Source organism: Histidinibacterium lentulum, assembly GCF_003789055.1.
GTDB lineage: Bacteria > Pseudomonadota > Alphaproteobacteria > Rhodobacterales > Rhodobacteraceae > Oceanicola > Oceanicola lentulus.
Genome location: NZ_ML119084.1, coordinates 346,171 through 359,780 on the forward strand (window position 1 = coordinate 346,171; position 13,610 = coordinate 359,780).

9 protein-coding genes are annotated in these 13,610 nt (G+C 66.9%); 1 reads left to right on the forward strand and 8 read right to left on the reverse strand.

Annotated elements, in window-relative coordinates:
- Positions 1-96 precede the first annotated feature (96 nt).
- The 8 genes from rpoC to rplK form a co-directional block, all read right to left on the reverse strand.
- Positions 97-4,344, reverse strand: a complete 4,248-nt coding sequence (gene rpoC / locus EAT49_RS10065) for a DNA-directed RNA polymerase subunit beta' (protein WP_123642182.1) — start codon at positions 4,342-4,344, stop codon at positions 97-99.
- Positions 4,345-4,356: 12 nt separating this feature from the next.
- Positions 4,357-4,671, reverse strand: a complete 315-nt coding sequence (locus tag EAT49_RS10070; protein ID WP_123642183.1) for a hypothetical protein — start codon at positions 4,669-4,671, stop codon at positions 4,357-4,359.
- A 68-nt stretch (positions 4,672-4,739) separates the two neighbouring features.
- A complete protein-coding gene (gene rpoB, locus EAT49_RS10075) occupies positions 4,740-8,882 on the reverse strand; it encodes a DNA-directed RNA polymerase subunit beta (protein WP_123642184.1) in 4,143 nt (1,380 codons plus the stop codon).
- A 330-nt stretch (positions 8,883-9,212) separates the two neighbouring features.
- Complete coding sequence (gene rplL, locus EAT49_RS10080; RefSeq protein ID WP_123642185.1) at positions 9,213-9,593, reverse strand: 50S ribosomal protein L7/L12; 381 nt, start codon at positions 9,591-9,593, stop codon at positions 9,213-9,215.
- Positions 9,594-9,662: 69 nt separating this feature from the next.
- Positions 9,663-10,181 (reverse strand): 50S ribosomal protein L10, encoded by a 519-nt coding sequence (gene rplJ, locus EAT49_RS10085; protein ID WP_123642186.1) that lies wholly within the window; start codon positions 10,179-10,181, stop codon positions 9,663-9,665.
- Between the two features lie 324 nt (positions 10,182-10,505).
- The gene (locus tag EAT49_RS10090; protein ID WP_123642187.1) at positions 10,506-11,504 is read right to left on the reverse strand and encodes a hypothetical protein; all 999 of its coding nucleotides are present in this window, start codon (positions 11,502-11,504) and stop codon (positions 10,506-10,508) included.
- 54 nt (positions 11,505-11,558) lie between these two features.
- A complete protein-coding gene (gene rplA, locus EAT49_RS10095) occupies positions 11,559-12,260 on the reverse strand; it encodes a 50S ribosomal protein L1 (protein ID WP_123642188.1) in 702 nt (233 codons plus the stop codon).
- A 1-nt stretch (position 12,261) separates the two neighbouring features.
- Complete coding sequence (rplK, locus tag EAT49_RS10100) at positions 12,262-12,687, reverse strand: 50S ribosomal protein L11 (protein WP_123642189.1); 426 nt, start codon at positions 12,685-12,687, stop codon at positions 12,262-12,264.
- Between the two features lie 212 nt (positions 12,688-12,899).
- Here rplK and EAT49_RS10105 point away from each other — a divergent pair, with 212 nt between their 5' ends.
- Positions 12,900-13,520 carry a YdeI/OmpD-associated family protein gene (locus tag EAT49_RS10105; RefSeq protein ID WP_123642190.1) on the forward strand — a complete coding sequence of 207 codons (621 nt, stop codon included), beginning with the start codon at positions 12,900-12,902 and terminating at the stop codon, positions 13,518-13,520.
- Positions 13,521-13,610: the final 90 nt, after the last annotated feature.

Sequence of the window (13,610 nt, forward strand, 5' to 3'; positions counted from 1 at the left end):
GGGGCCGCGCCCCCCGGCCGGGCCGGCACGGCCCGGCGCATAAGGAAAGGCCCCGCCGAAGCGGGGCCTTGCCGTTGGATCACCGGTCCGGGAGGATCACTCGCGGCTGTCGGTCGTGTCCGCAATGACGGTGTCGAACTCGTCGCCGCCGATCACGTCCTCGGCCTCCGGAGCCGCCAGCGCCGCGGCGGCCTCGGCCTCGGCACGCCGGGCCTCGATCACCACGTTGTCGCGCCGCGAGGCCTCGAGCCGCACGCGGCTCGTGGCGCCGCCGGTGCCGGCGGGGATCAGCCGGCCCACGATGACGTTCTCCTTGAGACCCACGAGCTTGTCCCGCTTGCCCTGCACCGAGGCCTCGGTGAGCACCCGCGTCGTCTCCTGGAACGAGGCGGCGGAGATGAACGACCGGGTCTGCAGGCTCGCCTTGGTGATCCCCAGAAGGATCGGCTCGCCCGTCGCCGGCCGCCCGCCCTTGGCGATGGCCTTCTCGTTGTTCTCGTCGAACTCGACCTTGTCCACCGTCTCGCCCTTCAGGAGCACGGTGTCGCCCGAGTCCTGGATCTCCCACTTCTGGAGCATCTGCCGGACGATGACCTCGATGTGCTTGTCGTTGATCTTCACGCCCTGGAGCCGGTAGACCTCCTGCACCTCGTCGACCATGTAGTTCGCCAGCGCCTCGACACCCATGATCGCGAGGATGTCGTGGGGCGCGGGGTTGCCGTCCATGATGTAGTCGCCCTTCTGGACGTAGTCCCCCTCCTGGACGGGGATGTGCTTGCCCTTCGGGACCATGTACTCGACCCGATCGAGGGTCTCGTCCGCGGGTTCGATCGCGATCCGGCGCTTGTTCTTGTAGTCCTTGCCGAACCGGACGTAGCCGTCGATCTCCGCGATGATGGCATGGTCCTTGGGACGGCGCGCCTCGAAGAGTTCGGCCACCCGCGGCAGACCGCCGGTGATGTCCTTCGTCTTGGCACCCTCCCGCGGGATCCGCGCCACGACGTCGCCGGGCTCGACCCGCTGGCCGTCCTCGACCGACAGGATCGCGTCCACCGACATCGGGTAGGTCACGGGATTGCCCGCCTCGTTGCGCACCGGCTCGCCGTCGTCGTCGAGGATCAGCACCTCGGGCTTGAGCTCGTTGCCCTTGGGCGCCGACCGCCAGTCCGACACGATCCGCTGGGTCATGCCGGTGGCGTCGTCGGTCTCCTCGCGGACGGCGACGCCGGTGACGAGGTCCACGTAGCGCGCCGTGCCCGACCGCTCCGCGATGATCGGCAGGGTATAGGGGTCCCATTCGAACATCTTGGTGCCGCGGCTGATCTCCTGCCCGTCGCGGACATGCAGCTTGGTGCCGTAGCCGACCTTGTGGGTGGCCCGCTCCGCGCCGCTGTCGGGATCCATGATCGCGAGGACCATGTTCCGCCCCACGACGATCTGCTCGCCCGCCGCGTTGTCGAGAAGCTGCGCGCCCCGGAACTCGACGCGGCCGTCCTGCGCCGCCTCGAGGAAGGACTGCTGACCGCCCTGGGCCACGCCGCCGATGTGGAAGGTCCGCATCGTCAGCTGCGTGCCCGGCTCGCCGATGGACTGCGCCGCGATGATGCCCACGGCCTCGCCCTGGTTCACCATGGTGCCGCGGGCAAGGTCGCGCCCGTAGCACATGGCGCAGACGCCGTCGTCGGCCTCGCAGGTCAGCGGCGAGCGGATGCGCACCGTCTGCAGCTTGGCGGCCTCGATGGCATCGGCCTTGCGCTCGTCGATCAGCTCGCCGAGCCGCACCAGAACCTCGTCGGTGCCGGGGATGATGACATCCTCGGCCGCGACCCGGCCCAGCACGCGCTCGCCGATGGAGGCCACGACCTCACCGTCCGAGATTGCGGGCTCCGCGGTGATCGAGCGGTCGGTGCCGCAGTCGTGCTGACGCACGATGCAGTCCTGCGCCACGTCCACCAGACGGCGGGTCAGGTAGCCCGAGTTCGCCGTCTTCAGAGCGGTGTCCGACAGACCCTTCCGCGCGCCGTGGGTGGAGTTGAAGTACTCCAGCACGGTCAGGCCTTCCTTGAAGTTCGAGATGATCGGCGTCTCGATGATCTCTCCGGAGGGCTTGGCCATCAGGCCGCGCATGCCCCCGAGCTGCTTCATCTGCGTGACCGAGCCCCGGGCGCCGGAATGGGCCATCATGTAGACCGAGTTCGGTTCCTGCTCGGCGCCGTTCCCGTCCACATGCTTGGCGGAGATCGTGGCCATCATGGCCTCGGTCACCTTGTCGTTGCACTTCGACCAGGCGTCCACGACCTTGTTGTACTTCTCGCCCTGGGTGATCAGGCCGTCCATGTACTGCTGCTCGAAATCCTTGACCTGCTCGCGGGTCTCCTCGACGAGCTGCCACTTGGTCTCGGGCACCACCATGTCGGCCTTGCCGAAGGAGATGCCCGCGCGGAACGCCTCCTTGAAGCCGAGCGACATGATCTGGTCGCAGAAGATCACCGATTCCTTCTGGCCGCAGTAGCGGTAGACGGTGTCGATGACGCGCTGCACGTCCTTCTTCCGGAGAAGCTGGTTCACCAGGTCGAAGGGCGCCTTGGCGTTGAGCGGCAGGAGCGCGCCAAGCCGCACCCGGCCCGGCGTGGTCTCGAACCGGCGGGTGACCTCCTGGCCCTCCTCGTCGATCTGCTTGATCCGGCACTGGATGCGGGCGTGCAGATGCACCTCGCCCGCGGTCAGGGCGTGCTCGACCTCCTCGACGGAGGAGAAGATCGCGCCTTCGCCCTTCATGCCGTCACGCATGATCGTGACGTAGTAGAGGCCGAGGATCATGTCCTGGGACGGCACGATGATCGGCGCGCCGTTGGCGGGCGACAGCACGTTGTTCGTGGACATCATCAGGACCCGCGCCTCGAGCTGCGCCTCGAGCGAGAGCGGAACGTGCACGGCCATCTGGTCGCCGTCGAAGTCGGCGTTGAAGGCGGAGCAGACCAGCGGATGGAGCTGGATCGCCTTGCCCTCGATCAGCACCGGCTCGAAGGCCTGGATGCCGAGGCGGTGCAGCGTCGGCGCGCGGTTCAGCAGGACGGGGTGTTCGCGGATCACCTCGTCGAGGATGTCCCAGACCTCGGGACGCTCCTTCTCGACCAGCTTCTTGGCCTGCTTGACGGTGGACGACAGGCCCTTGGCCTCCAGCCGCGAATAGATGAACGGCTTGAAGAGCTCAAGCGCCATCTTCTTGGGCAGGCCGCACTGGTGCAGCTTGAGCTCGGGCCCGGTCACGATCACCGACCGGCCGGAGAAGTCGACCCGCTTGCCGAGAAGGTTCTGGCGGAAGCGGCCCTGCTTGCCCTTGAGCATGTCGCTGAGCGACTTCAGCGGCCGCTTGTTGGCGCCGGTGATGACCCGGCCGCGACGGCCGTTGTCGAAGAGCGCGTCGACCGATTCCTGCAGCATCCGCTTCTCGTTGCGCACGATGATGTCGGGCGCCCTGAGCTCGATCAGCCGCTTGAGGCGGTTGTTGCGGTTGATGACCCGGCGATAGAGGTCGTTGAGGTCCGAGGTGGCGAACCGGCCGCCATCGAGCGGCACCAGCGGGCGCAGCTCCGGCGGAATGACCGGGATCACCGTCATGATCATCCACTCGGGCCGGTTGCCCGACTCGAGGAAGTTCTCGACGATCTTCAGCCGCTTGATGATCTTCTTCGGCTTCAGCTCGCCGGTGGCCTCCTTGAGGTCCTCGCGCAGCTGTTCCGCCGTCGCCTCGAGGTCGATGAGCGACAGCATCTCGCGGATCGCCTCGGCGCCGATGTTGGCGGTGAAGGCGTCCATGCCGTAGGCGTCCTGCGCGTCGAGGAATTCCTCCTCGGTCATCAGCTGGCCGTACTGCAGGTCCGTCAGGCCCGGCTCGATGACGACGTAGTTCTCGAAATAGAGGATCCGCTCCAGATCGCGCAGCGTCATGTCGAGCATGAGGCCGATACGGCTGGGGAGCGACTTCAGGAACCAGATGTGGGCGACGGGGGCGGCAAGCTCGATATGGCCCATGCGCTCGCGCCGGACCTTCTGCAGCGTCACCTCGACGCCGCATTTCTCGCAGACGACGCCGCGATACTTCATGCGCTTGTACTTGCCGCAGAGGCACTCGTAGTCCTTGATCGGGCCGAAGATGCGCGCGCAGAAGAGACCGTCACGCTCGGGCTTGAACGTGCGGTAGTTGATCGTCTCGGGCTTCTTGATCTCGCCGAAGGACCACGAGAGGATCCGCTCGGGCGAGGCGAGGGAGACCTTGATCTCGTCGAAGGTCTTGGCGGGCGTGAGCGGGTTGAACGGGTTGTTCGTAAGTTCCTGGTTCATGCGTCCAGTCCTTTAATTCGGGTCGCGCTTGGCGGCTTCGAGCTTGGCGACGCGGCGGGAAAGCGCGTCGAGGGAGGTCATGGCTTCTTCGCCGGCGCGGGCCAGCACGGAGAGGCTGTCAACTTTCGCGGATAGCCTGTCGACCTTGGCCATCAACCGGTCGTGGCTCGCATCCTGTTCATCGAGCCGCACGACGATCGCCTGCAGTTGCGAATCCTGCCGGTCCAGGCGGGTCAGGATCGTGCCTGGCGTCTCGTCGATGCGTGTCATCGCATCGTCGAAAGACCTGTCGATCCGGTCGAAACGGGCGCGGATTTCGTCATCCATTCAGGGGTTCTCCGACAAGAGACAGCCCGGCAGGGGCCCGGTCAGGCCCCCGCCGAAAACTCGGGACATCACTCGGCGTCCTCTTCCTCCGCATCCAGGAGTTCCATGTTGAGGCCGAGGCCCCGGACCTCCTTGACGAGCACGTTGAACGATTCCGGCACACCGGCCTCGAAATTGTCCTCGCCCTTGACGATCGACTCGTAGACCTTCGTGCGGCCCGCCACGTCGTCGGACTTCACCGTCAGCATCTCCTGCAGGGTGTAGGCCGCGCCGTATGCCTCCAGCGCCCAGACCTCCATCTCGCCGAAGCGCTGGCCGCCGAACTGCGCCTTGCCGCCCAGCGGCTGCTGGGTGACGAGGCTGTAGGGCCCGGTCGAGCGCGCGTGGATCTTGTCGTCCACGAGGTGGTGCAGCTTCAGCAGATACTTGATGCCCACCGTCACGGGGCGCGCGAACTGCTCGCCCGTGCGCCCGTCAAAGAGGATCGACTGGCCACTTTCGTCGAAGCCCGCCCGGCGCAGCGCGTCGTCCACGTCGGCCTCCTTGGCGCCGTCGAAGACCGGCGTCGCGATCGGCACGCCGCGGGTCACGTTGCCCGCCGCCTCGACGAGGTGATCCTCGTCCATGCCCTCGATGCCCTCTTCATAGACGTCGTCGCCATAGGCCAGGCGCATCGCCTCGCGGACCGGCGTCAGATCGCCCGAGCGCCGGTATTCCTGCAGCGCCTCGTCGATCTGGATGCCCAGACCGCGCGCGGCCCAGCCCATGTGCGTCTCGAGGATCTGGCCCACGTTCATCCGGCTGGGCACGCCCAGCGGGTTGAGAACGAAGTCCACCGGCGTGCCGTCCCCGAGGAACGGCATGTCCTCCTCGGGCACCACCTTGGAGATCACGCCCTTGTTGCCGTGACGGCCGGCCATCTTGTCGCCCGGCTGCAGCTTGCGCTTCACCGCCACGAAGACCTTGACCATCTTCATCACGCCCGGAGGCAGGTCGTCGCCGCGGCGGACCTTCTCCACCTTGTCCTCGAACCGCGCGTCGAGCTGGCGCTTCTGCGCCTCGTACTGCTCGTTGAGCGCCTCGACGATCTGCGCGTCGGCCTCTTCCTTCAGGGCGAGCTGCCACCACTGGCCGCGGGGCATGCTGCTCAGCATTTCGTCGTCGATGACCGCCCCGGCCTTGATGCCGCGCGGGCCCTTGGCGACGGTCTTGCCCTCGATGACGTTGCGCAGGCGCGCGTAGATGTTGCGGTCGAGGATGGCGAGCTCGTCGTCGCGGTCGCGGCTCAGACGCTCCACCTCCTCGCGCTCGATCTGGAGCGCCCGCTCGTCCTTCTCGACGCCGTGCCGGTTGAACACCCGCACCTCGACGATCGTGCCGTAATCCCCTGGCGGAAGCCGCAGCGACGTGTCGCGCACGTCCGAGGCCTTCTCCCCGAAGATGGCGCGGAGAAGCTTCTCCTCCGGCGTCATCGGGCTCTCGCCCTTCGGGGTGATCTTGCCCACGAGGATGTCGCCCGGCCCCACTTCGGCGCCGATGTAGACGATGCCCGCCTCGTCAAGGTTGCGCAGCGCCTCCTCGCCGACGTTGGGAATGTCGCGGGTGATCTCCTCGGGGCCGAGCTTGGTGTCGCGCGCCGCGACCTCGAACTCCTCGATGTGGATCGAGGTGAAGACGTCGTCCTTCACGATCCGCTCGGAGATGAGGATGGAGTCCTCGTAGTTGTAGCCGTTCCACGGCATGAAGGCGACGACCACGTTCTTGCCCAGAGCCAGCTCGCCGATGTCGGTCGACGGACCGTCGCCGATCACCTCGCCCTTCACCACGGTCTGTCCCACCTTCACCAGCGGACGCTGGTTGATGCAGGTGTTCTGGTTCGAGCGCTGGAACTTGCGCATCCGGTAGATGTCGACGCCCGGATCGCCGGGATCCATGTCCTCGGTGGCCCGGATGACGATCCGCGCCGCGTCGACCTGGTCCACCACGCCCGCACGCCGCGCCACGATGGCCGCGCCGGAATCGAGCGCCACCTTGCCCTCGATCCCGGTGCCCACATAGGGCGCCTCGGCCCGCAGGAGCGGCACAGCCTGACGCTGCATGTTCGAGCCCATGAGAGCGCGGTTCGCGTCGTCGTTCTCGAGGAAGGGGATCAGCGAGGCCGCCACGGACACCAGCTGCTTCGGCGAGACGTCGATCAGGTCCACGTTCTCCACCGGCGCCAGCGTGTATTCACCGGACTGGCGGGTGTTGACCATCTCGTTGACGAACTTGCCGCCCTCGTCGAGCGACGCGTTGGCCTGGGCCACCGTGTGCCGCATCTCCTCGGTGGCGGACATGTAGTGCACCTCGTCGGTGACCTGCCCGTCCTTCACCACCCGGTAGGGGGTCTCGATGAAGCCGTACTTGTTCACCCGCGCGAAGGTGGCGAGCGAGTTGATCAGGCCGATGTTCGGACCTTCCGGCGTCTCGATCGGGCACATCCGGCCGTAATGCGTCGGGTGCACGTCGCGCACCTCGAAGCCCGCCCGTTCCCGCGTCAGGCCGCCCGGCCCGAGCGCCGAGAGGCAGCGCTTGTGCGTCACCTCGGACAGCGGGTTGGTCTGGTCCATGAACTGCGACAGCTGGGACGACCCGAAGAACTCGCGCACCGCGGCCGCGGCGGGCTTCGCGTTGATCAGGTCCTGCGGCATCACCGTGTCGATCTCGACCGAGGACATCCGCTCCTTGATCGCGCGCTCCATGCGCAGGAGGCCGACGCGATACTGGTTCTCCATCAGCTCGCCCACCGACCGCACCCGGCGGTTGCCGAGGTGGTCGATGTCGTCGATCTCGCCGCGGCCGTCGCGCAGCTCGACCAGCGCCTTGATACAGCCCACGATATCCTCGCGGCGCAGCGTGCGCTGGGTGTCGTCGGCATCGAGCGCCAGACGCATGTTCATCTTCACCCGGCCCACGGCCGACAGGTCATAGCGCTCGCTGTCGAAGAACAGGGAATCGAACAGCGTGGAGGCCGCCTCCACCGTCGGCGGTTCGCCCGGACGCATGACGCGGTAGATGTCCATGAGCGCGGTCTCGCGGTTCATGTTCTTGTCCGCGGCCATGGTGTTCCGCATGTACGGACCCACCGAGACGTTGTCGATGTCGAGCACCGGGATCGTGGTGACGCCCGCGTCGAGCAGGTCCTTCACCGTGCCGCCGATGATCTCGCCGTCACGGTCGCGCTCGATCGTCAGCTCGTCGCCGGCCTCGACGTAGATCGCGCCGGTTTCCTCGTTGATGATGTCGCGCGCGGCGAACTTGCCGGCGATATGGGTGTGCGGCACCAGAAGGTGCGTCACGTTGCCCTCGTCGAGGAGCTTCTTGACCTGGCGCGGCGTGACCTTGTCGCCGGCCTTGCAGATCACCTCGCCCGTGTCGGCATCCACCAGATCGAAGGTCGGTCGGGTGCCGCGCACGCGCTCGGGGAAGAACTTCGTCTTCCAGCCCTTGTTCTTCTCGAAGACGTAGTCGACCGTGTTGTAATACGCGGTCATGATCGCTTCCTGGTCGAGGCCCAGGGCGTAGAGCAGCGTCGTCACCGGCAGCTTGCGCCGGCGGTCGATGCGCGCGTAGACGAGGTCCTTGGCGTCGAACTCGAAGTCGAGCCAGGAGCCCCGGTAGGGAATGATCCGGCAGGCGAACAGCAGCTTGCCCGACGAGTGGGTCTTGCCCTTGTCATGGTCGAAGAACACGCCGGGCGAGCGATGCATCTGGCTGACGATGACCCGCTCGGTGCCGTTGACGATGAAGGTGCCGTTCGGCGTCATCAGGGGCATGTCGCCCATGAAGACGTCCTGCTCCTTGATGTCCTTGACCGATTTCGCCCCGGTATCCTCGTCCACGTCGAACACGATCAGCCGCAGCGTCACCTTCAGCGGCGCGGCGTAGGTCATGTCGCGCTGCATGCACTCGTCGACATCGTACTTCGGCTTCTCGAGGTCGTAGCGCACGAACTCGAGCACGGCGGTCTCGTTGAAGTCCTTGATCGGAAACACGGACTGGAACACGCCCATGATCCCCTCGCCGTCGGCGGGCTTGGGGCCGTCGCCGGAGGCGAGGAACAGCTCGTAGGAGGATTTCTGGACCTCGATGAGGTTCGGCATCTCCAGCACTTCGCGGATCTTGCCGTAGTATTTGCGCAAACGTTTCTGGCCGAGGAAGGTCTGAGCCATGTGGTGCGTCACCTTTGCTATCTCTCTGAGGCTCTCACGCCGCCGGGGCCACGGCGCGGCCTCTCCCGAGAAGGGATGACACGGGGATCCATTCCTGGCGGCCGTCCCACCGGCCGCCTCTCGATCCTGGTGCCTGCCCGAGAGGCGGCATCCGCGGATGCCGTCTCTGAGACAGGGTTGACGGGGACCGGCACCAAGGCCGGACCCCGCCATTTGTGCATCTTTCCGCGCGGTTCAAGCCCGACGCGGCGTCGCGGGCCGGACACCACACCCCGCAGTGTGGGTTTTCAACCCACCTTCCACAGGGTGGGTTTCCAACCCACCTTGCCCTTAGGCCAGCTCCACCTCGGCGCCGGCAGCCTCGAGCTTGCCCTTGATCTCCTCGGCTTCGGCCTTCGCGATGCCTTCCTTGATCTTGCCGCCCGCCTCTACGAGGTCCTTGGCCTCCTTGAGGCCGAGACCGGTGATCGCGCGCACTTCCTTGATCACGTTGATCTTCTGCGCGCCGGCGTTCTTTAGGACGACGTCGAACTCGGTCTTTTCCTCTTCCGCGGCGGCGGCTTCGCCACCGGCGGCGGGACCGGCCATCATCACCGCGCCGCCGGCGGCGGGCTCGATGCCGTATTCGTCCTTGAGGATCGTCTTCAGTTCCTGGGCCTCGAGCAGCGTGAGGTTCACGATCTCTTCGGCGAGTTTCTTCAGGTCAGCCATGTCATGCGTTCCGTTTGACTAGATGTGTTCGGGCGCGTGGGTCTTGATCCACACGTCGGTCCGGGATGCCTATGCCGCCTCGGCCTTCTCCTCGAGGGTCGAGAGGATGCCAGCGATGTTGCTGGCGGGCGCGCCAATCGCGCCGGCGATGTTCGAAGCGGGAGCCCCGATGCAGCCCACGACGGAAGCGATGAGCTCCTCGCGGGACGGCATTTCGGAAACCGCCTTCACACCATCGGCGTCGAGCGCCGTCTCTCCCATCGCGCCGCCCAGGATTTCCAGCTTCTGGTTGTCCTTGGCGTATTTCACGATGACCTTGGCCGCGGCCACGGGGTCCTCGCTGTAGGAGAGCACGGTCATGCCCGTGAGCAGCGAACCGATGCTTTCGCAGGGCTTGCCGTCCAGGGCGATCTTGGCGAGCCTGTTCTTGGCGACACGCACGGACCCGCCCGCTTCGCGCATGCGCGCGCGCAGGTCCTGCATTTCGGCAACCGTGAGACCTTCGTAGCGGCACACCACCACGACGCCAGAGCTTTCGAAGATCTGGCCGAGTTCTTCGACCACCTTTTCTTTCTGGGCTCTATCCACAGTTCACTCCAAGTTTGGAGGGGATACCTCCGGCTCAGTTCAGCCGGACCCCCATGAAAGAGCCCGGCCATCGGGTCCTTACGGGTCCGTCCAAGAACGCCCCGGCGGTGCCATGCGGCTCACCGGAAGAAACTTGGGTCTTTCCCGTCTCGGGCAGGACTTAGCGCCATGAGGGCAGCCCACCGTCTCGGACGAATCGTAGCGGTCCGAGTCACCTGCGCACCGATACGGAGGGCTCCCCTAGCGCGCTTGCTGATCGGGCGCAACCCGTGCCCGCGAACTTTCACTTGACAACGGGCCTTCCCGCATTTCCGGCTCCCGGGCTCATTCGAATGCGCGAAGCCCCGCCGCCGCCCGTGCCGCGAGGCGTTCCGCATTCTGCCGCGTCCAATCCCGGTAGGCGTGTTCCGCCTCTTCCTGATCCCCCGCAGACCAGTCGAGCAGCGGCGGAGGATCGCCCGGAACGTCGAACTCCAGCTCGTCGAAACCGGCAAGCGATCGGGCCACGAAGCTCCGCCGACATGCGCCGTCGGGCCAGAACGATGCCGGCGGGCCATTGAACGGGGCTCCGCTGCCGCGTTCGAGCGCAAAGCGCCACCTCCGACGAAGATCGGCAGGATCGACGACCGAGGCGCGCTTCGCATCGCGGAGCCACGCCTGCGCCCGGATCGCCACCGACGGACGCACGATGATCTCGGAGTCGTCCGCGACCGGCAGGCCCAGAAGCTTGCGGAACGTCGCGACCAGTCCGCACGACGTCGCCGCCTCGTAACCGATGAGCGTCAGCGGAGCGACAGACCGGAACATCTGGACCTGCCCGACATAATCGTACCGATAGGGCCTGGTGGCGAGGTGCTCCGTGAAATCCGGAGCGTCCGGCGTGGTCACCATGGTCTCGGCGTAGTAGGCCTCGGCCAGCCGGTCGGGACGGCGGAGGCACAGCACGAAGCGCGGCGAGAAGCCGGGGAACAGCGCGATCACTTGCTCCATCAAGTCCCGGCGGGCCTTGGCAAAGCCTGGAGACGCCCAGTGCACCTCGCCGGCCGCAGCCCGGTAGGCCACTTCCGCACTGAGAAGGACCGCCCGCATCCCCGATGCCTCCGCCGCCACCCGGCGGGCGAAGCCATGGGCCTCGGGCGACCGCGGATCGCGGCTCAGGCGCAGCAGGATGGCGTTGTGGTTGTGAGAGGCGCCCGCGCCGGGTTCCGGGTACAGAACCCCATCCCTCGGCAGGTCGTCACGGCAGCCCGCGAAGTGCTTCTGGATCGCCGTGGTCCCGGTCTTGTGGGAGCCGACATGCAGAAACAGGTCGGGGCGCCTCACGGGCGCCCCGACAGTCTTCTGATCGTCCCGAACCGCATGGACCAGTCGAACGCCTCAGGCGTTGCCCGTCGCGCTCGTCACGTCGATCGACACGCCCGGCCCCATGGAGGAGCTCAGCGAGACCTTGCGCAGGTAGGTGCCCTTGGCGCCCGCGGGCTTCGCCTTCTGCACCGCGTCCACGAAGGCGAGGATGTTCTGCTCCAGCTTCCCGGCATCGAACGAGGCCTTGCCGATCCCGGCATGGACGATCCCGGCCTTCTCGACCTTGAACTGGACCTCGCCGCCCTTGGCGGCCTCGACGGCGCCCTTCACGTCCATCGTCACCGTGCCGACCTTCGGGTTCGGCATCAGGTTCCGCGGGCCGAGCACCTTCCCGAGACGGCCCACGACGGGCATCATGTCGGGCGTGGCGATGCAGCGGTCGAACTCGATGGTGCCGCCGAGGATGGTCTCCATCAGGTCCTCGGCGCCCACGATGTCGGCGCCGGCGGCCTTGGCCTCGTCGGCCTTGTCACCGCGGGCGAAGACCGCCACGCGGACGTCCTTGCCGGTGCCGCCGGGCAGGCTGACCTTGCCGCGGACCATCTGGTCGGCGTGGCGCGGATCGACGCCGAGGTTCAGCGCGATCTCGACGGTCTCGTCGAACTTCGCGCTGGCGTTCTCCTTCACCAGCTTGACCGCCTCGGCGACGGAGAGGTTCTCGCGGCCGCCGAAGGCCTCGCGTGCGGCGCGGGTGCGTTTTCCGATCTTTGCCATCCTACTTCACCTCGATGCCCATGGAGCGGGCGGAGCCCAGGATGATCTGCATCGCCGATTCGACGTCGTTGGCGTTCAGATCCTTCATCTTCGCCTCGGCGATCTCGCGCACCTGCGCGACCGTGACAGTGCCCGCGGTGCTCTTGCCGGGCTGCTTCGACCCCGACTGCAGCTTGGCGGCCTTCTTGAGATAGTGGGACGCCGGCGGCGTCTTGATCTCCATGGTGAAGGACTTGTCCTGGTAGTAGGTGATCACGGTCGGGCACGGGGCGCCCGGCTCCATCTCGGCGGTCTTCGCGTTGAACGCCTTGCAGAATTCCATGATGTTGATGCCGCGCTGACCGAGCGCGGGGCCCACCGGCGGAGAGGGGTTCGCCTGCCCCGCCTTGACCTGCAGCTTCAGCTGCCCGATGACTTTCTTGGCCATGTGGCCGCTCCTTTCTCAACTCCCGCCGCAGGCGCGCCCGCGCGGGATCGGTTGATGTGGTCCGGTCCGGATCACGCGTGACCCTCGCCTCCCACATGGGCGCCGCCCGAAGGCGACAGGGGGGGCCGTTACAGCGCCTCTTCGCCCGATGCAAGCCGCGGCGCGGTGACATCCGCTGCGCCCGTCTCTAGTCTTGCCGCGGGAGGGCGCCGATGATCACCGATATCGAGGACTATTTCACCAGGGGCTGCGGCCGCTGCGCCCGCTTCGACACGCCCGACTGCGCCACGCGCCTGTGGTCGGAGAGCCTTGCGAGCCTGCGCGCGCTCTGCCGGGAGGCGGGGCTGACCGAGGCCGTCAAGTGGGGCCACCCCTGCTACGAACACGGCGGGCGCAACATCGCGATCCTCGGCGCCCACCGCGGCGATGTCCGGCTGAGCTTCTTCAACGCCGCGCTGATGACGGATCCGGAGGGCGCGCTGGAGCGGCAGGGCCCGAACACCCGGCATCCCGACATGCTCCGGTTCCGCCATGTCTCCGACGTGATCGGACGGGCCGACATGATCCGCGCCTACCTCGCAGAGGCGAAGGACTATGCCGAGCGCGGCGTGAAACCGCCGAAGGATCCCGCCGCCCCCGACCTGCCCGAGGAACTGACGGAGGCGCTCGACACCGACCCGGAACTCGCCGAGGCCTTCCACGCCCTTACTCCCGGCCGTCAGCGCAGCTACGCCATCGCCCTTTCCGGGGCGAAGAAGCCGGAGACCCGCATCGCCCGCATCGCGAAGTTCCGCCCCCGCATCCTCGCCGGCAAGGGCGCCACCGAGCGCTGAGCGCCCGCCGTGCCTTCGAAGGGGTCCGATCCCGCCGGGATTGTGCCATCATGGAAGGGTCTAGGTGGCTCCACGCCGCAACTGCCGATG

Excerpts from the sequence above, each read along its gene's own strand:
- rpoC (WP_123642182.1), bottom strand. The coding sequence starts at position 4,344 with ATGAACCAGGAACTTACGAACAACCCGTTCAACCCGCTCACGCCCGCC.
- EAT49_RS10070 (WP_123642183.1), bottom strand. The coding sequence starts at position 4,671 with ATGGATGACGAAATCCGCGCCCGTTTCGACCGGATCGACAGGTCTTTC.
- rpoB (WP_123642184.1), bottom strand. The coding sequence starts at position 8,882 with ATGGCTCAGACCTTCCTCGGCCAGAAACGTTTGCGCAAATACTACGGC.
- rplL (WP_123642185.1), bottom strand. The coding sequence starts at position 9,593 with ATGGCTGACCTGAAGAAACTCGCCGAAGAGATCGTGAACCTCACGCTG.
- rplA (WP_123642188.1), bottom strand. The coding sequence starts at position 12,260 with ATGGCAAAGATCGGAAAACGCACCCGCGCCGCACGCGAGGCCTTCGGC.
- rplK (WP_123642189.1), bottom strand. The coding sequence starts at position 12,687 with ATGGCCAAGAAAGTCATCGGGCAGCTGAAGCTGCAGGTCAAGGCGGGG.
- EAT49_RS10105 (WP_123642190.1), top strand. The coding sequence starts at position 12,900 with ATGATCACCGATATCGAGGACTATTTCACCAGGGGCTGCGGCCGCTGC.